Here is a 20,056-nt window from a genome sequence, read left to right as displayed (position 1 = left end):
GAAATTATAAAGATTTGGCGTTTTACATGTCTAGCGTAAGCGCCTACTCGCTCGAGATTCCTTCGGTTCATCAATGGAAAGCAAAGATCAGCTTTCCATATGCCGCCCCTCCAGGACTTGTCGCTTGTGAGCAAGGCGCTTGCGCTTTTCTTATATGAAAATTAATGTTAAGAAGACAAATCTTTTGATGGAATATTTTATATTCCAAAAGGCCCGATTCTATTTCATGGGCAGTATCCCCAAGCTGCAACCTAATAGCCTTCGTTTTCGTATGTACCTGTGAAAATCATTGTTGGATGGAATGCTGCTTTCTAAAGAAGGTAGTAAAATTTCATGAATTAAATCCATAGACACAACGAAAGGCAGATGTAAAGATGAGGAAAAATATATTGCAATCTATATTGGTTGGGGCAGGGGTGTTATTTGCCTCAACAGCATGTAATGATCAAATAACAGTAAGTAAGTCTCAGCTTAATGACTATGGAAACGAAAGAGCGGAGCGTTTTTATCATTTGGTTCAAAACGGGGAGTATAGCTTTGAAGACTTTAGTGAATTAGAAACGACTGGTCTTTTTGAGTTTTGGTTAAAAGATGCGATTGCGGTCGACCATAGCACTCAACTTCTTGATAAAGAAACAGGGGAACTACGGATGCGTACCCGAATGATAGGACCTGCCGAACCAGAATTCAAACAAGACTACTTGGCGTTATACCATTACGCCATACAAGACAAATTTGATACTGGTTTTGCCTTTGAAGAGGCAATTGATTCATTAATAGAACAAGGCCCCAATACGAGTGAATATTTATTTAATGACGACATTCAAATAGCTATTTTAAATATAGACGATACATATCCGAGAACTTTTGATATTGAGGTTATTCAACATGGAAAATCTGAATTTGAATACGGGGGAATTACTAAGTTAAAAGAAAAAGGGGTAGAGGAAAAATTATCTATTGAATAAAATTCGAATAATGAAAACGGAAATAGGATGTGAACACAGGCCTTATTTAATTTTATACGAATAATGGAAGTGAAAGGAGTTGGCAGCCGTGGCAAAGCGAATTTTTGGCATTATCGTATTCACTGTTATATTTGGTTTTTTCAGTTTCATAGCAGTCGTTTTTTCGTTATTGACCTCAACTCAGAATGGTTATATATATGTAGGAATAATAGCCGCAACTGTATTAATTATAGGAAATTTATTTATTTCAGGGGTATTCACCCGTGTTTCAAAAAGGAAGCGAATTCTTATACCCTTTACTATATTTGCCGTTCCCCTGGTTGGTTATGGTAGTTATGAAGCTTATATGAGTCATATCGAAATACAAAATGCAGAAGTAGATTTGACAACATATGAACCGTTTCATGAAAATACGCAGACTGTAAAATTGGAAGAAAGTTCAACCTTCCAAATAAAAGATAATCTGCTGACCCTGGACGGTGCTACTGCTTTATATCCGGTGTATGCTGCGTTTGTTCGTGCCGTTTACCCAGAGGATAGTTATCCTCATAGTGCATCTAGTCAAAGTGAAGTGGTTGTTTCAAAGACAAATCGTGCTTATGATCGTTTGGCAAATCATGAAGTGGATATGATATTTGCAGCGGGCCCTTCTGATAAGCAAGAATCAAAGTTGTCCGATATAGAACAAACACCTATTGGGAAGGAAGCGTTCGTTTTTTTCGTACACGAAAGTAACCCTGTTCAAAGTTTGACGGTAGAGGAACTCCAGAACATTTACGCAGGCGATATCACGAACTGGGAAGAAGTAGGAGGGCGTGATCAAGAAATCATTGCTTTTCAAAGACCTGAAGGCAGCGGGAGCCAGACGGGACTGCAAAAGATGATGGATGGAAAATCGATTATGGACCCGCCCACCGATCAACGAGTCACCGGCATGGGCGGGGTTATTGAGAAAGCATCAAATTATCGCAACCACCGAAATGCAATCGGCTTTTCTTATCGTTATTTCGCCACAGAAATGGTGGAAAACAACGGGATCAAGCTTTTGAAAGTGAATGATATACGTCCAGATGTGCCATCAATCCAAGCAGATGAGTACCCATTTACTAGCCATTTTTATGCCATTACAAATGGAACAGACAATTCACACGCCCAACCGTTTATCGAATGGATGTTATCTGAACAAGGGCAAACGTTAATTGAAAAAACAGGTTATGTACCGCTTGATGATTTTTAAGTATTAGTACACGAGATATGTATAATGGTGGAATGTATTAGCAATGGAAGGGTTTTGAATGAAATAACACAATGTTTCTAAAGGAGTTAAGAATGAAAAAAGTATTATTCATTCATGGGGCAGGGATGAAAGGATCTCATCAGGAGAATAGTGAGTTGATACTTTGTTTACAAAAGGCATTTGGTAAAAACAATATTTCTAATCCAAAAATGCCCGAGCCGGGAAATCCTAAGTATACGAGATGGAAAGAGCAAATTGAAAAAGAACTTATGAGGTTGGACTCTGAAGTTATCCTTATCGGTCACTCATTGGGCGGGTCGGTTCTATTAAAATATCTTTCCGAAGAAACGTGCACACCTCGCATTGCTGGATTGTTTATTATTGCAGCACCTTATTGGGGGAAGGATAAAAATTGGCAGAGCGGAGAGTTTATACTACAAGAAAATTTTCATTTGAATCTTCCTTCTATACCGCAAATTATTTTCTATCATAGCAGCAATGATGAAGTAGTACCCTTAGTACACCAAACACACTACTTAGAAAAGATTCAGTATGCAGCTTCCCGAATTCTTAATGACGGACATTGGTTCAAAAAAGGTTTGCCGGAGCTGGTGAATGATATTCATAGATTGTAAGATCTATTTCCTTTTTAGCAGGAGCAAGTCCTTCATCTATCTATTTATATAAAAAATTGCCTAATCCTTTTTAGGTGATGAAACCAAACGATGGCGATTTTTTACACTTAGTTATTCAAAATGGTTTAGATATAAGGTATTGCTTCATTTTTCTATACAATGTGTTGCGTCCTATATTTTTTATGTCTATGACAATAACGGAAAAATGTAAAGAGAAAATAAAGAAAATATCAACTTTTTCACTGACAAAGGAAAAGGTATCAAAATCTGTGACTTTAGCATGATTTATCGTGAAAAAATGGGGATATATTTACTGTTCGAAACCTAGTAGGAAAAAAAAGTGAAATAGGTATGGGAGTAATTTCCTGCAAAATGAGAAGTTTGCTGCTTTTATCAGCTTCAAAGATAAATTTTATTAATTATGGCCATGTAAAGCTTTATGTAACTGTAGTAGGAAATTTACATCTTTTTGGTATTCTCTATTTGTAAAACATTTCATAGGAGGGATTTAATGTGAAAGCAGTAGTGAAATCTTTTTTTCTGTGGTCATTTTCTATCTTACTGATTGGAAACTTATTTCTTTTTTCAACAGAGGCCTTTGCCTTAGAAAAACCTTCAACAAAGACAGACTTAACGGCAATGACGTTTAACTTGAGGTATATGAATAATTTTGATTCATCCCCGCATACGTGGGAGGAGAGACGTTCCACGGTTCGTCAGGTTATTCGCATGGAGCAGCCTGATATTTTTGGAACACAAGAAGCTGTTTATCAACAAGTAAAAGACGTGGATAATGATTTACCTAATTATGATTGGATTGGTTTAGGTCGAGAGGGAGGAGATAAAGGAGAATTTATGGCTGTTTATTATGATGAAACCCGCTTTACTCCTTTAGAATATGACCATTATTGGTTATCAGATACTCCCGATGTGGTTGGGTCCACTTCATGGGGGAATACGATCCCGCGGATGGTCACTTGGGTTAAATTTCTTGATACCAAAACGGACAAGCCCCTCTATTTCGTAAACACTCATTTTGATCATATCTCCACAGAGGCTAGAGAGAAAAGTGCTGAGCTTATTACTGAAAAAATAGAAGAATTTGATCCCGACGTTCCAATTATTGTAACGGGTGATTTTAATGCAGGACCTGACAGTGAACCTCACCGTATTCTCACGGAACAGGGGCCTTTCGTTGATACTTGGGCTGCTGCTCAGACAAGAATTAATGAACATCTCGGTACGTTTAATGGTTTTGACAACCCTTCTGGAGGAGGAGCGGATAATAGAATCGACTGGATTCTCTCCAGTGAGGATGTGACGACTGAGACAACTGCTATCGTAGACTACCAAAAAAATGGTCAATACCCTAGTGATCATTACCCGGTTGTTGCGGATATTCATTTACCATAACACTAAAGAAAATGTCTAAAGATTAGTGATACATCAAATATTTGGACGGTTGTCGGCTGAAAATGCATCTTTTCCAGCGTGTAAGGTTTTACTCACTTTTTGATTTCGCTAGCACCGACAACTTCCTTGTTTTCAGGAAAACAGCAAAATACGCAAAAAACACCTGTTGTGAAAACTCCTATTTCACAACAGGTGTTCATTTTAAGTGCTTTTGGAGCAGCCACTGTAGACCATTATGCCTTTACGTTTTCTTTCTTTTTTTCATCCGTTTTATTTATCACTGTCGTACCAATGAGATCACCGGTAACGTTTAAACAAGTAGCCCCCATTCCGATCAAGACATCAACTGCTGCGAGTAAGGCAACAGCTTCCATTGGGAGGCCGAGTTGGGAAAATACCGTTGCAATCATAATGATGCCGGCACCGGGGACACCAGCCGTACCGACTGATGCAAGGGTACCAATCAGGACAACCTGCAGCATTGCTGCAAAACTAAGTGGTTCTCCGATAATGTTAGCAGCAAAAACAGTAGATACTGCAATACGAATAGCAGCACCATCCATATTAATCGTTGCTCCAAACGGCAGGCTGAAACCATACAGGCTTTTAGGCAAACCAAGATTTTTAGCTGCGTTTATCGTAAGCGGAAGTGTTCCAGAACTGCTTTGTGTTACGAATGCAGTAATCATCGGACTCCGTGCTTCACGGAAAAATTCCCCTGGGCGTTTTTTTATGAAAAGCAAAAAGACAATATAGACTGAAAGCTGTATGAAAAGAGCCACGTACAATACAAAAATGAAGTTCCCTAACGAGAATAGGGTGTCTATGCCCTGACTTCCAACGACGTCGGCAATAATCGCAAATATACCAATCGGTACGTATTGCAGCAAACCTTTCATGACGGTGAGCGTCGTTTCATTGAGCGAATCTGCTATACGATAGACTCGCTCACCAAACTCGCTTTGTTCTTTAGATGATCTCAAATAGGAAATAGCAATCCCGAAAACAAGTGCAGTAAAGATTATTCCGAGAAGGTTCAATTCTGTAAAAGCTGTACCGATGTTTTCTGGCACGATGTTTAACAGGACGTTTACAACACCAGGGTTTTCTGGAACTTCGACACTTTCATTTCCTTCAAGCGTCATGCCTGAACCAGGATTAAACAGGCTGGCAACCCCAATTCCAATCATAATAGCTAGTGCTGAAGTAATAAGATAATATACAAACACTTTTCCGCCCATGCGTCCTAAATGGGTAATCTTTGTCTGGTTGACACCGACAATTAGTGTAAAGAAAATCAGCGGGGCGATAATGAATTGAAGCAGGCGAAGCAGCAGGTCCCCAAACGGTGCAAGTACTTCCGTTTTTTCACCGAAGATAAAGCCAGCTAAAATACCGAGAATAAGAGCGAAGGTGATTTTTTTAATTAATGGCACTTCTACATATCGTTTCAACATCACCATTATACATTACCTCCTTTTCTTAAAATGATCATGGGTAATTGTATCTCTATCATTCGAATATGTCCAATCTGTAAGCTTGGATTTCAATACAAAAGGATTTGCAGCTTTCTATTGTCAGCTTCTAAATATAAGAGCTAAGGCTTGGTTCAGCTTGTTTAAGAATAAACGTTCCATTTTTTTTTATCAATCTTACCATCTATCGTATTTTTATAATAAGGAAATACGACCGTTTTAGGGCTGCATAATGAAATAATAGCAAGAGTGAAAATACTAATTAAAAACTGTTGGTAGAATGTTACACTTAAACTATGAATAAAAGAGTTGAAAAGTTGTTTTAGATAACGAGGTGAAAAATGAACAATCGCTGGAATACAGCAATATATAAATTTTGGCCGCCTATATACGATAAGTTGTTTAATTCAGGGAAATTTCTCGAGGCTCGCAAGAAGATATTTCAAGGACAGGAATTTGGTGAAACTCAACATATTCTATTTGTTGGAGTGGGAACAGGGGCAGACTTGGAACTCATTAATCATAAGGATTTACATATTACCGCTATAGACTACTCTCATGAAATGCTTGAGAAGGCAAAAGCAAAATTCCAATCTTCTTCCATTCAGTTTTTTAAAATGGATGCTCAAGATATGCATTTTAAAGATAATCAATTTGATGTTGTAGCAGCAAGTCTTGTTCTATCCGTTGTTCCTGACACAGATAAGTGTATGAAGGAGATGGTACGAATACTAAAACCGGATGGAAAGATTATCATTTTTGATAAGTTTTCGCCTAAAGGAAAGAAACTTTCTCTTATGAAAAAAATAATTAGACCGTTTATCAAGCTTTTAGGGACTGATATCGGGGTAAACTTTGAAACATTGTATGAGAAAAACAAAGAAAATTTAACTGTTAAACAGGATGAATCAATAATGTTTAATGGTATGTACCGAAAGATTGTTATTAGCAAAAACAAAGTATTTAACAGCGTTTGAAGCTTTCATATTTAGAATGCTTTTTTATGACAAGTGATGTTCATGTTAAGAAGGGTTTTATTAATCCCTCTTTTTAAAAGGAGAGTCACCGAATTACCTTTTTAGTAACTGATTATCTGGAAAAATCGATAAGAATTAGAATCTTTCTCTTAAGAATATAATAAGCTCCTTTAGAATAAATAGAGTGGAACTATTCTTTAAATATATAATTACAAGAATACCCTTTAATTTTAAATAAAATATTGAATGTTCAGAATATAATGATATACTAAGTATAGTTGTATATACGAATTATAAAAAGGAGGAAACAATTGCATTAGTAAATAAGGTAGCGGTGGTTACTGGAGAAGCGAATGGAATTGAGGAGTGTTATGTAAAAATTAGCTGAAGAGGTGCAAAGTTGTAATTAGTGATATGGATGAAATAGGGATTTGGGATGGAGGGTTTACAGCTCAATAGAAAATGTTGGATGTCGATTAGAAAGGAAAATTACAATATGCTTAATACAGAAAAAAAGGGTTTTACCCCGATTTATATACAAATAGCACAAAACATCAGGAAAATGATTTTATTAGGTCATTACGAACAAGGAGATAAAATTCCGACTGAAGATGAAATTGGTAACGATTATGGAGTTTCAAGGATGACAGCAAGACAAGCGGTAACAGAACTGGTCAATGAAGGATTGGTATACAGGGTTCATGGAAAAGGTGCTTTTGTTGGACGGAGAAAATTAGAGAGAAGTTTAAATAAAATTACTGGTTTTCATCAGGATATAAAAGAAATGGGTTTACATCCTACGGCAAAAATAGTGAGTTTTAATAAAAGAAAACCAACGGAAAAAGAGTGTAATAGTTTAAATATAAGAAAAATAAATCAAGTCTTTGCAGTAAAAAGAATAAGGTACGTCGACGGAGTGCCATATGGTCTGCAGAATCTGGTGGTTCCAGTGTACCTGGTTCCTGATTTTAATAAAGTCGATTTAGAAAAAGAATCCCTTTACTCCTATTTAAAAGAAATTAACAAGCCTTTAGCATATGCTGAACAGCGTATGGAGGCTGTAATGGATGAAAATGTTGCAAAGACCATTGATATCCCAGAAACAATTCCATTTTTCTTTTTTGAAAGAGTTTCTTACCTAGAAGATCAAACTCCTGTGGAAATGCTACATTCGTATTTTCGAGGAGATAAGTTTTCATATACCGTTAGCTTGTCAAACTAAGTATTTTTTTATAAAAGTTGTATAGACGAATATACGTTATTGTTCTATAGGAGTGAGTAAATTGAAACTTAAAGGATATGCACTCGAGATGTTTAGAAGTGAACTGGAAGACGCTGTAGGGTCTGAATATGTTGTCGATGTTACAGATGAACAAAAAGAGAAGACTATGGATCAATATTGGTTAACGTATATGTGGAAAGAGAAGAATGAAGAAATTCCAATGCCTTATTTTATAGTAAGACCAAGAACAACAAAGGAAGTTTCTAAAGTGATGAAAACTTGTCACGTTTATAAAGTACCCGTAGTACCTCGTGGTGGTGGTTCTGGAACCCAGGGTGGAGCTGCGACGATGTATGGAGGTATATTACTAGATGTTACAAGAATGGACGAGATTATCGATATAGATAAAACCTCTTATGTGCTTACGGCTCAACCAGGCATAAATGGACGTTTACTGGAAAATACGTTAAATGAGCATGGCTTAATGCTTTCTCATTATCCTTCATCTGTTGACACAGCTACACTTGGTGGGTATTTAGCAGCTAGAGGCTCAGGTGTCATGTCTACTAAATATGGAAAAGCGGAAGATATCGTAATGTCCGTAGAAGTGGTACTACCAGACGGAAAAATTGTTGAAACTCTTCCTGTACCGAGCCATGCGTGTGGTCCTGGACTTCTCCAATTATTTGTTGGATCAGAAGGAACTCTGGGTGTTATCACCAAAATCAGAATGCGACTTGATCCCCTTCCAGAAGCCCGTTTTTTTCGAATGGTTAATTTTAGAAATATCCACGATGGCATTGAAGCAGGAAGAGAAATTATGTTGAATCGTCTTACACCTGCGGTTATTCGATTATACGACCCTGGATCAACAGAAAAATCTTTAAAAGGAACCGGTATGGACGTAGAAGGTATAAATATGGTCATTATGACAGACGGGTTTAAGGATATAGCAGAATTACAGATGAATAAAATTATTTATGTTTGTAAAAGAAACAAAGGCACTGACTTAGGGAAGGAACTAGGCGAATATTGGTGGGAAACCCGGTATGATTTTTATCGACCGCCACTACAACCGTCCTATCCATTGCTTTATGGCACAGTCGAAACGATCACTACCTATGACAAGATACACAATTTGTATGACGAAAAAAAGAAGTTAATAGAAGAGAAATATAAAAAATGGAATGCTGAATATATGGCTCATTTTTCTCATTGGTATCCATGGGGCACAATGATTTACGATCGTTTCTATATTAAACAACCTCCCAAAGATGCAAAGGAAACATTTCGTTTGCATAATCAAATATGGGCTGACTGCTCACGAGTAAATATGGAAAATGGTGCTTTATTAAATGAACATCATGGTATCGGATTTAAGTTAGGATGGCTCATGCCTGAACTGTATGGAGAAATGTATGATGTACTATTTGATATAAAAAAAGTGATAGATAAAAAAGGGATAATGAACCCTGGAAAACTAGGTTTTGGATATTGGTAAATATTAAAGGAGGATAAAAAAGGTATGAAAGCGTTAGTTTACAAAGGGCCAAATCAGCTTACTATTGAAGATAAACCAATTCCGCAACCAAACCATGGAGAAGTATTAATAAAATTAGCTTATGCTGGTATATGTGGAACTGATATGCTTTGTTATCATGGCGGCATGGAAAACAGAGTAAGACCTCCAGTTATATTGGGCCACGAATTCTCTGGGACGGTTGAAACTGTTGGTTTAGAGAGTAAGTTTCATAAAGGTGATAAAGTGACAGTTGAACCATTAATAACCTGTGGACGATGTAATGGGTGTCAAATAGGAGAGTATAATCTATGTTCTTCCCTTAATTTAATAGGAATTGATAGTGATGGTGCAATGGCAGGCTATATTTGTGTTCCAGAAGAAAATGTGTATAAACTTACCGATAATATCTCATTGAAAGCTGCCGCATTTGTAGAACCGCTTGCAGTTTGTGTACATCTCGCTCAAAAAGCTGAAATAACCGACGGCCAAAATGTTTTGATAGTTGGAGGAGGACCAATTGGATTAATATCTGCCTTCGTCGCACGCATAAAAGGAGCTCGTGTGTTTATTTCTGAAATTGAAGATTTTCGTATTCGGACAGCAGAAGAGTTTGGTTTTGAAGTCATTAATCCAAATAAGGAAAGTGTCATTGAAACATTAGAGGATAAAACGGATAAGCGGGGAGCAGATATTTCAATAGAAGCAACTGGAACCGATACAGGACTTATAACTTGTATTGAAGCCACGGGGGTGAAAGGAACAGTCGTGGTAGCAGGTCTACCAAAAAAGCCAGCTACAATAGATACTTATCGAATAGTAGCTAAAGAAATAAATATGATCGGAACGAGAGTGTACAAGAAGGAAGACTACGTAGAGGCTTTACAACTAATGCAATCAGGTAAGTTTAATCCGCACCCTCTTATAAGCAGAATAGAATCATTAGAGACTGTGATTGAAAACGGTTTCCGAGCTATAGATCGCAGAGAGGAAGTAATAAAAATCTTAATTGATTTTGAAAATGAGGGATGATAGAAAATGAAAGATCAATATGTATTAGGGATAGATCATGGGTCAGGAGGGTGTAAAGTCACTTGCATTCGATCGGATGGGAACATCGTTTCAGAAGCGTATGTAAGTTATCCATCGAATTATCCTTTTCCTGGCTGGGTCGAACAAAATCCGGAACAATGGATTGATGCGGCATTAAAAGCTATATCTAAAGCTCTCTGTAAATTCTCTACGTCAGAGAAAAAAAACATTAAAGCAATGTCTTTTTCTGCTCCACACCATGTTGCGGTACTGCTTGACAAAGAAGGTAATGTGATTCGTCCAGCGATTATGTGGAATGATCAGCGAACGGCGGAGCAAGCTAATCAATTAAAATTAGAATTTGGAGAGCAGATTTACGAAATAACATATAATGCACCTAACCCTACTTGGACGCTTTGTCATTTGCTATGGTTGAAACAGAATGAGCCAGAAAATTATAAACAAGTTGATCAAATTCTTTTTATGAAAGATTATGTCCGATATCGATTCTCAGGAGAAATAGGCACAGATTACATCGAGGCAGAAGGGTCCATGTTATTTGATATTACGAAACAAGAATGGTCATCTTCTTTACTCTCATTGATCGATTTAAATCCGAAAGTACTTCCGTCAGTATATACTCCGACTACTATGTGCGGAGAAATGTGTCAGGACATGGTCAATATTTTAGGGTTATCAAGTGGGGTTAAAATTATTATAGGAACAGCTGATACAGCTGCAGAAGTATTTGGATGCGGAACCTTAGCCGAAGGAGATGGAGTTATAAAACTAGCAACAGCAGGTAATTTTACTGTGGTTTCCTCTAAGGTGACACAGAATAAAAAACTCACAACGTATCATCACTTAATTGACAATTTATATTATCAGAATAGTGCTACTAATTTTTCTGCTGCTTCTTTTCGTTGGTTTAAGGAAAATTTTTATAAAGAATTTGAAGAAAATATGAAGGTAGACTCTGTTTATCCAGAAATAATGAAACACATTGAACAAGTAAAGCCGGGGTCTGAAGGATTAATTTTTCAACCATATTTAAATGGAGAACGCTCACCTCACTGGGATCCACATTTAAGGGGCAGTTTTTTTGGATGTACAGCACGGCATACTCGTGGTCATTTTGCAAGAGCTGTGCTAGAAGGAGTTGGTTTTTCGCTTCGAGATTGTCAATTGCAATTTCCAGATTTCGTCGCTGAAAAAATGCGAGTTATAGGAGGTGGAAGTAAGGGACGGGAGTGGGTGCAAATTTTAGCTGATATATTAAAAGTGGAATTGGAGGTGCCTTTAATCAGTGATGCTTCCTTTGGGGTTGCATTACTCGCAGGCCAGAGAATTGGTTGGTTCAACACTTTTCAAGAAGCAGTTTTTTCTACACAGTCTGTTAAAACTCGAATTTCCCCAAATTCTAAAAACTTTAAAGTATATGATGAGATGTTTGATATTTATCAGAAACTTCATTCTCGAACGTATGATTTGACTCATTGTCTCTCCAATATGCAAAAAAACCTTTTAAATTGTTAAAATATTATGCCAATTAGGGGGTTTGAAAGTGAAAAATAAATTATCTTTTGGTTTTCTTCTAGCTATATTGTTGACATTTCTTTCTGGTTGTTTAGGATCTTCTGAACCAAGTGAAGGAAACACAAGTTCTTCAAGTGAAGATGAGAAAGTAATTCGTATTGCTTCTGCTGAGACAGATGATAAAGCGATGGATGTGTTAAATGAAGCAGGAGAAGAATACGAGGAAGAGTTTGGAATTAAGGTAGAAGCCGAAGCGGTCCCTCTTGCTGATATCTTTACAAAAATCAATGCTACACATGGCACTTCGGCTCAATATGATGCTTTTTTAACGGGGTTTATTGGCCATATCTCCATATTAGAAGAGGAAGGCAAATTAGCACCAGTAGATGATATCATTGAGAGTTTAGGAGGAGAAGAGGATTTTTACGATGGTCACATTTTGTTTCCAATTGACGGGGAAACGTATTGGATTCCCTATGATTATAATCTTGCATATGGATATGTGCGAAAGGATTGGTTAGAAGAAAAAGGATTATCTGTTCCAACGGATTGGGATGAGTTTATAAATGTTGCAGAAGAACTAACCAATAAAGAAGAAAATCAATATGGCTTAATGATGCCATTAAAATCTGATGGGGCAACTAATTGGATTACAAGTAGTCTCTTGTGGGCTAATGATGTTCGTATTTTCGATGATGATTGGAATGTGATCCTGGACTCAGATGAGATGAAGCCTAAAGTTGTTGAATCTCTTGAGTTGTTAAAAGATCTATATTCTTATATGCCCGCAGAAGCACAGAGCGCATCTTATGCAGAAATGACTGAAGCCTTTATTAGTGGTCAAGTTGGTATGACTTTCTATTCAGGGAGATTAGTAGATATATTAGAGCGAAACAATCCTGAACTTGCAGATGATTTTGAGGTATTTGGTATTCCTAAAAAAGATGGTGATGGGATAGCAGCGACATTAGGATATGATGCCATGGCAGTATTAGAATCAGACCACACAGAAGATACAAAAGATTTTGTTAAATGGTTTTATGAAGAGAAGTTATACGATTTTATGCATACGGATGGGGTTCATTATTTTCCAGCTCAGGAATCTATTTATAATGACGAAGAGTGGCGTGATGATTCTATAATTAGTAAGTATTGGGAATCGGGAGTTGAACCACAGTATGAGCTGCTTCAGGAAGCTGACCTTCATTCTATTGATACGGACGGTCCTGAGACAGATGCACGTCCAGGTGAAATATTTGAAAGCTTCCTAATTCCAAAGTTATTTCAAAAAGTGACTATCAATGAGGAAGAACCTGAGCAAGCAGTAGATGATATTGCTGAAGAAATAAGACAATTAGTTAACCAGTAACAATTGTGGAAGGCTGGTCTGTAATAAATGACTGGTCTTCTTTCAAATATAAGGGGGGGTTTTCCATCGAACGCAGAATTAACAAGCGCGACGTACCTTTAATACTAGCATTCCTTGTACCTGGCCTTACTGTGTTTACAGTAGTGACTGTCGTACCTTCAGGTTTTGCAGTTAGCTATAGTTTTTATGAAGCTTCCAGTTTTGTAGGACAGCCGACGTTTGTTCTATTTGATAATTATGTTGCCTTGATACAGGATCAAAGGTTTTGGCGTGATGTGTGGCAGACCTTTATCTATGCTTTTTCAGCTGTTTCATTACAAATTGTGGTAGGTATTATTATTGCTCTTATACTAAATCAGCATTTTAAAGGGCGAGATTTTCTTCGAGGAGTCTCAGTCGTACCTTATATCATTCCAGTAATAGTCGTTACTATTGGTTGGGAGTGGATATTAGACACTAATTTTGGGGTTGTAAATTACGTTATTGGATTATTTGGATTTGGTGGGGTTCATTTCTTATCTGCAAACATGGCTATGTTCACGGCAGTATTACTATCTGTATGGACATGGACTCCTTTTGTTACCCTTGTTTTCCTTTCTGGACTACAAACCATTTCCAATGAATTATATGAAAGTGCAAGATTAGATGGGGCTAACTCATGGCAGCAATTTTGGCTGATTACGTTACCGATGATGAAAGATATTTTGATTACAATTGTATTACTCCGAGGTTTATGGATGTTCAATAAATTTGATCTTATGTGGTTGTTAACTGGTGGGGGGCCATTAGAACGTACAGAAACCTTACCGATATACACATATTTAAATACATTTAATTTAAACAGAGTAGGCTACGGCGCGACGGTAGCGGTATCATCCGCAGTAATAATGCTAATAATTATGCTCATTTATTTAAAAATAACCCAAGAAGCTCCAGAGAAGCTAACCTCTAAAAAAAGGAAGTATAAGCATAATAAAAAAATTGAGATGCATAATCAGAGTCTGCATGAAAGGAATGAAAGGTTGTGAAAAAACTTAAATTATCGAAAGTAGCACTTTATGTACTTGCTTTTTTAGTGCTGGTATACTCTTTTTTTCCCATCTATTGGATTATTATCTCACCATTACGAGGCAACCCAGGATTTTTTGAACAAAGCACTGTTCTTTGGCCCACAAATTTTGATGTAACCTACTTTATAAATATGTGGAATACAACTAATTTTCCAGTTTACTATAAAAACAGTTTTATTGTAGCAGGCAGTACTACATGTATAACGATAATCGCTTCGACTTTCATTGCGTATATTTTAACTCGGTTTAGGTTTAAAGGAAAAAATTTATTATTAAATAGTATGCTAGTAGGTTATATGCTTCCTCCGATGTTAATTGCAATTCCGTTACTTGGCATTTTCATTTCCCTAGGTATAGAAGATACATTAATAGGGTTGTCATTAGCCCATATAGCTATCACATTACCGTTTGGTGTCTGGATGTTAAACAGTTTCTTGAAAACGGTGCCATTTGATTTAGAAGAAAGCGCTTGGGTGGATGGAGCTAGCCGTGTTCAAGCATTACTCCTTGTCATTTTTCCTCTCTTAATCCCGGGTGTCATTAGTGTAGGTGTATTTTCGTTCATCGTTTCGTTTACTGATTATACGTTTGGACTAATGATAGTATCTTCCGAGGGAAACAAAACGATACCGGTAGGTTTGGCAGCAATTAAAGAATCTACTTCTCTGCAGCAAAGTGAACTTATGGCGGGAGCTGCTATGATAATAGTGCCAATGGTTATTTTGTTTTCTTTCGTAACCAAATATTTCATTAAAGGATTAACATCTGGGGCTGTAAAAGGATAACCTACTATTTTAAAGGAAGAGGGTTTTCTTATGCTTAACCACTTTGATGTGGAGAATAAAAATGTTCTTATTACCGGGGCAAGCAGTGGAATTGGATTCGAAATAAGTAAAGCATTTCTTAATGCCGGTGCTTCAGTTATCAATTGGGATATTAATCATAATGAATCGGTAGAGCATTTAAAAAAGAATTATCCCAGCCAGTATAAATATTTATTAGTTAATGTTACAGATGAAAGTATGATTAAAGAAGCAATGAAAGCTGGCCCAAAGCATATAAATATTTTAATTAACAACGCTGGAATTATTTTGAAATCTAAAATTAATCAACTAACACCTGATGATATTGACAATATTTATGACATTAACGTTAAAGGAACGATGTTAGTTACCAAACATATTTTGAATAAAATGAAAGAAATTAACGGGGGAAGAATAATAAATCTATCTTCAATGACATCTAGGATTGGTCTTGAAACTTATAGTTTGTATTCATCAACAAAGGCAGCCGTTTCAAATTTAACCAAAGTTTGGGCACTTGAACTAGCAAATGAAGGTATTACCGTTAATGCTATTTGTCCAGGTTGGACAAATACTCCAATGAAAGCCAAATTGGTGGAAAATATATCTCGAATTCATAATCTTAATGTGGACGAAGCAACTGAAGCTATTCTAAGTTATGTTCCACAAAACAGATTTATTGAAACAGAAGAGATTGCTTTTACCTGTCTTTTTTTGTCTAGTACGCTAGCAAAAGGAATAAGTGGTCAAGAAATCTTTATTGATAATGGGTTAACAAACACCTTTCCGCCAAATTTCCATGTGCAAAGAGATAAAGATGGTTAAAAGATACATTTTGAATGTGTTTTATTCATCTATTAGAAAAATAAAAGGGGGATATTTAATCATTTGGGGAACAGTCAAAAAAGGGTATATCGAAAAGAAGCATTTCTTCTTCACATAATCTGATGAGGGGATGCTTTTGGATAACTTCAAAATCGAAACGTTTTAGATTTATCTGAAGATATCAGGCGTTTTAAATTGGGTTGGGAAGACTAGAATATTCACAGGGGTTAAATGGGTTCACCTCTTTCTTTTTCGGAAAAGTTTTCTCCGTGGATTTTCCGCATTTTTATTTGCTTTGGCCATATTCCTCTTTATAATACCACGTTTCTACCTTCACTTTTTATTTAAATGAATTTTTCTTATTGGCATTTACTTAATTCCTTGACTATAAGTGAAAAAAACAGGACACGTCATTAATATTTCTTCGATTGCAGGACATCAATTGAATCCAGGAGGGGTTTGTCTACAACGGTACGCAATTTGCGGCAAGAGCTATAACAGAAGGTTTGCGTCAAGAAGCAGCAACGGAGGGGACACAATATTTGTACAACAAACGTCTTTCCAGGTAACGTTAATACAGAGTTAACAGAGACCATTGAAGAAGATCTGAAACCTGGTTTTGATTAGATGTTTGAATGATTAGGTTGTATATTGAAATGCTTTTTTCGATAACCGAAAAGCGCCCCTAATCTTGAATAGTCGAGGAAGCATCATGAGCTTAAAAACGTACCCATAACAATCACGAAAAAGCCTGCTGGCAAATTGCCGGAAAATGCGTTTATTAGGAAGGGATGAACACCGAGTTTTGTACGTTTAATTCAACTTCTATTGAGCAGAGAAATCACTATCTATAAAAAATCTCCGTAAAATAAGGGTGTGAATCGTTATTAAATGCCAGTCCGACCCCTAAATAATCAAAATTTTGCTGAAGGATGTTTTCTCGGTGTCCTAAGGAATTCATCAGCCCTTCGTGGGCAAAGATGCTGCTGGATTGGCCATATGCTAGGTTTTCACCAGCCGTAGTAAAACGAATATTATCTTCTTTCATACGATCAAATGGAGATTGGCCTTGTAAATTTGTATGGCCGAAATATTGATTTTCCGCCATATCTAAGCTATGATCACGAGCCGTTTCTCTCGCGTGATTATCCCATGCTAAAATGGGAAGATCGTGTTTTTCTCTTGAAGCGTTTGTTAAATCAAATAACTGAAATTCAAAACCTTCTTTTAGCTGAGGACTTGAATTGGTATAAAGAGCATCTTTGTTTTGTTCTAGGGTTTCATCAATGATTTGGATCGCTGTAACCGTATTGTCTTCGTGCTTATCATAAAATATAGTAGTATAGCTGTTGTCGAGGTGGAATACATCATATTGCCCATCACTACTAATCTCATAATTAATTACTCCCTTTTTCATAGTCGACTCAGGAGTACCTAGTTGTTCTTGAACCATTTGTTTTGAACTGTCCTGTGCTATTCCGATGGAAGAGGCAATCAAATCTTGGTTCGTATAAAGGCCTCGAACGACATTTTCTTCATCATAAGCAACCATTATATAATTTTGATAGTTTTCATGATAAGCTTCCCAGTTTAGCCCGTATTCATTTTTAGAAGTCCGCTTTGGCTTACCTGTTTCCTGTTCAATTTCAGCTCTTGAGTCGCCTAATTCGATATTATGAATCGAAAATAGTTGATTTTCAGGAGATGTTAAGTTTGGTGTTTCAATGTTTGGATCTCTTGGTTCTGATGGTGAATGATTAAACGACGCTAACAGGGAATTCAATTGCTGGTTAATGGTTTCTAGCGTCGATTGAAAATCTGGATTTTCGTTTATGGAATCGACGGTATAACGAAATGAATCCTTTAAAGAAGAAGGAATAATATGTTGAACTGGTTCTTCCCATAATGACTTTGAAACGTACCCGATAAATACAATCGTTACTATCAAAATAAGCCGTTTCACAGCAGCACTCTCCAATTTAAAATTTTAACTTTTTCCATACGAATAGGATGGAAATTTCATATTGTCAACTTCTGAGTTGGATAAATAGGCAGCACTTGTTCAGACTGGTTATGAAAATTAGTCATGATGAACTTAATTACCTTAAGCATTATACGTACTGGATTTCATGCTTACAATAAAAAACGTGTTGAGTTAACAATACAAACCAAATGAATGAAAAATCCTTCCAGTCTAACGCAAGAAGTGAAGGCGTTCAATGGAAATAATCAGTTATCTAATATATTAATAGCTAGAGTTACCTTGATGTCAAGAATATTTTAAAGAATAAAAAGCTTAATGATTTAACACAAAAATTATCGGTTGGTGTTATTATCATTGGATTACTATTATTAAACCATACTGTCTTAGGAAATGGTTTAATATGGTCAGCCCATATTGGAATGGATAGAATGATCGGATAGGTTTACTAGAAGACGAAACAGATGAACTTGGTATGTTAAGGAATTATAAAACCTGTTGTGAAATGTTACCACAACAGGTTCTCAGCCCGTTCCTTAGGCAGATTTCTTGCGCTCTTTTCTTCTATTTAAGCCTCGATAAATCTGCTCAAGGACAAGGCAAGTGAGTGTACCGAGAATGAGACCGTTGTTTGCAATCGACATGACGCTGCTCGGCAAATGTGCGAGTGTTTCCCCAGGAACAAATAAGCTTCCAATCCCGATCATGAGAGAAAGAGATATAATGAAAAGCTCTTGTTCCGTCATTTTCAATGAATAATACTCACGTATTCCGAGGGAGACGAGGCTTGCAATCGTAATGAATATAACCGCATATCCGAGAGGGGGCGGTAAATTGGCAGCAAAGGTTGTAAACAATGGAAAAAAGCTGATAAAGATAACGATAAGACTTCCGATGATAAAAGGAAGGCGTTCCATCGTTTTCGTGGTCAGCAAAAATCCGGCCGTTGCCGAAATAGGAACGTTCCCGACTGCAGCAAAGAGGCCGCTCAACCATTGATTCACGCCGGTAATAATGCTGGCCCGATTGTAATCGGGGTCTTCCCTTGTCTCAGTTTGGGCTAGAATGACGTTTTCTACGACCTTCATGCTTGCGATCATATTCGTTAACAAAAGCATGGCTGTCATGATAGCGGAAAGAATGATGCCGCTAGATAGTTCGGGCGGCCCAAAAGCCAGCGGTTGTGGCAGGGAAAATATCTCTGCCGGCGCAGAAGGAGTCTTCGTGAGACGAAGCAAATAGAAGACAATCCAGCCGGTAATTAAACTAATTAAAATGGAGTAACTGCGAACAAATGGAATGCTTGACTTGGACAATAAAATGGTAAATATTAAAACGCCAATAGCTGGCAAAGCGACCCGCGGGTCCACTCTGTCTGTGAAATAGCCGATCCCTAAAATCCCTTGAATAAACGAGCCGCTCAATTGGGAAACAAGAAGAATCAAATAGGTACCGGTTACGAGCGGAGTGAATAATTGTTTGATAGCATCAATCCAACGAAAAAAACCAGCTATAAGAAAAAGCGTACCGCTGATCAGCATACCCGCTTCGAGCTGGCGAAGAGCGCTTTCCCCAGAAAGTCCGCCAGAAGAAACAAGACCGGCGTAGACAATAAAAATGCCCCACCATAATCCAGCAGGACCTTCCATTAAAGGAAGACGGTGGCCAAGAAGGACTTGCAGCAATCCAGCAACACCTAAAACGAATAGTGTCCGCTGCAGGAAGGATGATATCTCAAGAGAAGACATATCGAATGCCTCTCCAATCACGATTGGAACGACAACCGCCCCCGCTAAGATGAAAGCGGCCCATTGCAAGGAAGACATAATAACCTTCACAAGACTCCCTCCACCTGTTTTCTATCATACTTGTACAGTTTATCACAACAAAAAATAGAACGTACATAAAGGAAGTAACTATTACCCTGGTCGAACTTTAGCAGCCCGGAGAGCCCTAAGTTTTGGATAATTTTAGAAATTACTAGTTTTTCTTGG

17 protein-coding genes are annotated in these 20,056 nt (G+C 37.2%); 14 read left to right on the top strand and 3 right to left on the bottom strand.

Annotated elements, in window-relative coordinates; all coding sequences use genetic code 11:
• The first annotated feature begins 26 nt into the window (after nt 1-26).
• From FZF09_RS22970 to FZF09_RS05680, 5 genes are all read left to right on the top strand, one after another.
• Nucleotides 27-158, top strand: coding sequence for a hypothetical protein (locus FZF09_RS22970; protein ID WP_255450372.1), 132 nt, complete (start codon nt 27-29; stop codon nt 156-158).
• A 231-nt stretch (nt 159-389) separates the two neighbouring features.
• Nucleotides 390-968, top strand: coding sequence for a hypothetical protein (locus tag FZF09_RS05695; RefSeq protein ID WP_233269407.1), 579 nt, complete (start codon nt 390-392; stop codon nt 966-968).
• An 88-nt stretch (nt 969-1,056) separates the two neighbouring features.
• Entirely contained in the window at nt 1,057-2,205 is a 1,149-nt protein-coding gene (locus FZF09_RS05690) for a substrate-binding domain-containing protein (protein WP_158735605.1), read from the top strand.
• A 92-nt stretch (nt 2,206-2,297) separates the two neighbouring features.
• A complete protein-coding gene (locus FZF09_RS05685) occupies nt 2,298-2,840 on the top strand; it encodes an alpha/beta hydrolase (RefSeq protein WP_233269406.1) in 543 nt (180 codons plus the stop codon).
• A gap of 513 nt (nt 2,841-3,353) precedes the next feature.
• Nucleotides 3,354-4,253 carry an endonuclease/exonuclease/phosphatase family protein gene (locus FZF09_RS05680; protein WP_233269405.1) on the top strand — a complete coding sequence of 300 codons (900 nt, stop codon included), beginning with the start codon at nt 3,354-3,356 and terminating at the stop codon, nt 4,251-4,253.
• A 233-nt stretch (nt 4,254-4,486) separates the two neighbouring features.
• Here FZF09_RS05680 and FZF09_RS05675 read toward each other — a convergent pair whose 3' ends face one another.
• The gene (locus tag FZF09_RS05675) at nt 4,487-5,716 is read right to left on the bottom strand and encodes a dicarboxylate/amino acid:cation symporter (RefSeq protein ID WP_158735603.1); all 1,230 of its coding nucleotides are present in this window, start codon (nt 5,714-5,716) and stop codon (nt 4,487-4,489) included.
• Nucleotides 5,717-6,069: 353 nt separating this feature from the next.
• Here FZF09_RS05675 and FZF09_RS05670 point away from each other — a divergent pair, with 353 nt between their 5' ends.
• The 9 genes from FZF09_RS05670 to FZF09_RS05630 all read left to right on the top strand — a co-directional run bounded on the left by FZF09_RS05670 (nt 6,070) and on the right by FZF09_RS05630 (nt 16,081).
• A complete protein-coding gene (locus tag FZF09_RS05670; RefSeq protein WP_158735602.1) occupies nt 6,070-6,705 on the top strand; it encodes a class I SAM-dependent methyltransferase in 636 nt (211 codons plus the stop codon).
• Between the two features lie 496 nt (nt 6,706-7,201).
• Nucleotides 7,202-7,927 (top strand): GntR family transcriptional regulator, encoded by a 726-nt coding sequence (locus FZF09_RS05665; RefSeq protein ID WP_158735601.1) that lies wholly within the window; start codon nt 7,202-7,204, stop codon nt 7,925-7,927.
• Between the two features lie 61 nt (nt 7,928-7,988).
• Nucleotides 7,989-9,428, top strand: a complete 1,440-nt coding sequence (locus tag FZF09_RS05660) for an FAD-binding oxidoreductase (protein WP_158735600.1) — start codon at nt 7,989-7,991, stop codon at nt 9,426-9,428.
• Between the two features lie 24 nt (nt 9,429-9,452).
• Nucleotides 9,453-10,478: a zinc-dependent alcohol dehydrogenase gene (locus FZF09_RS05655; protein ID WP_158735599.1), complete on the top strand. Its 1,026-nt coding sequence runs from the start codon at nt 9,453-9,455 to the stop codon at nt 10,476-10,478.
• Nucleotides 10,479-10,484: 6 nt separating this feature from the next.
• Nucleotides 10,485-12,014, top strand: a complete 1,530-nt coding sequence (gene xylB / locus FZF09_RS05650; protein ID WP_158735598.1) for a xylulokinase — start codon at nt 10,485-10,487, stop codon at nt 12,012-12,014.
• A gap of 28 nt (nt 12,015-12,042) precedes the next feature.
• The gene (locus FZF09_RS05645) at nt 12,043-13,383 is read left to right on the top strand and encodes an ABC transporter substrate-binding protein (protein WP_158735597.1); all 1,341 of its coding nucleotides are present in this window, start codon (nt 12,043-12,045) and stop codon (nt 13,381-13,383) included.
• Between the two features lie 5 nt (nt 13,384-13,388).
• The gene (locus FZF09_RS05640) at nt 13,389-14,411 is read left to right on the top strand and encodes a carbohydrate ABC transporter permease (RefSeq protein ID WP_233269404.1); all 1,023 of its coding nucleotides are present in this window, start codon (nt 13,389-13,391) and stop codon (nt 14,409-14,411) included.
• On the top strand, nt 14,408-15,238 hold the full coding sequence (locus tag FZF09_RS05635; RefSeq protein ID WP_158735596.1) for a carbohydrate ABC transporter permease: 831 nt from the start codon (nt 14,408-14,410) through the stop codon (nt 15,236-15,238). The genes FZF09_RS05640 and FZF09_RS05635 overlap by 4 nt, the downstream gene beginning before the upstream one ends.
• A gap of 30 nt (nt 15,239-15,268) precedes the next feature.
• Nucleotides 15,269-16,081, top strand: a complete 813-nt coding sequence (locus FZF09_RS05630) for an SDR family NAD(P)-dependent oxidoreductase (protein ID WP_158735595.1) — start codon at nt 15,269-15,271, stop codon at nt 16,079-16,081.
• Between the two features lie 844 nt (nt 16,082-16,925).
• Here FZF09_RS05630 and FZF09_RS05625 read toward each other — a convergent pair.
• Together FZF09_RS05625 and FZF09_RS05620 are read right to left on the bottom strand one after the other, a co-directional pair.
• Nucleotides 16,926-18,044 carry a CAP domain-containing protein gene (locus tag FZF09_RS05625; RefSeq protein ID WP_158735594.1) on the bottom strand — a complete coding sequence of 373 codons (1,119 nt, stop codon included), beginning with the start codon at nt 18,042-18,044 and terminating at the stop codon, nt 16,926-16,928.
• 554 nt (nt 18,045-18,598) lie between these two features.
• A complete protein-coding gene (locus FZF09_RS05620) occupies nt 18,599-19,900 on the bottom strand; it encodes a purine/pyrimidine permease (protein ID WP_158735593.1) in 1,302 nt (433 codons plus the stop codon).
• Nucleotides 19,901-20,056: the final 156 nt, after the last annotated feature.

Origin of the sequence: Alteribacillus sp. YIM 98480 (assembly GCF_009765375.1) — a bacterium.
In the GTDB taxonomy this organism is placed as follows: Bacteria; Bacillota; Bacilli; order Bacillales; family Marinococcaceae; genus Alteribacillus.
Note: the sequence above shows the minus strand (reverse complement) of the source record. Positions and strands in the feature narration are given on the sequence as shown.

Excerpts from the sequence above, each read along its gene's own strand:
- FZF09_RS22970 (WP_255450372.1), top strand. The coding sequence starts at position 27 with ATGTCTAGCGTAAGCGCCTACTCGCTCGAGATTCCTTCGGTTCATCAA.
- FZF09_RS05685 (WP_233269406.1), top strand. The coding sequence starts at position 2,298 with ATGAAAAAAGTATTATTCATTCATGGGGCAGGGATGAAAGGATCTCAT.
- FZF09_RS05675 (WP_158735603.1), bottom strand. The coding sequence starts at position 5,716 with ATGGTGATGTTGAAACGATATGTAGAAGTGCCATTAATTAAAAAAATC.
- FZF09_RS05670 (WP_158735602.1), top strand. The coding sequence starts at position 6,070 with ATGAACAATCGCTGGAATACAGCAATATATAAATTTTGGCCGCCTATA.
- FZF09_RS05665 (WP_158735601.1), top strand. The coding sequence starts at position 7,202 with ATGCTTAATACAGAAAAAAAGGGTTTTACCCCGATTTATATACAAATA.
- FZF09_RS05655 (WP_158735599.1), top strand. The coding sequence starts at position 9,453 with ATGAAAGCGTTAGTTTACAAAGGGCCAAATCAGCTTACTATTGAAGAT.
- xylB (WP_158735598.1), top strand. The coding sequence starts at position 10,485 with ATGAAAGATCAATATGTATTAGGGATAGATCATGGGTCAGGAGGGTGT.
- FZF09_RS05630 (WP_158735595.1), top strand. The coding sequence starts at position 15,269 with ATGCTTAACCACTTTGATGTGGAGAATAAAAATGTTCTTATTACCGGG.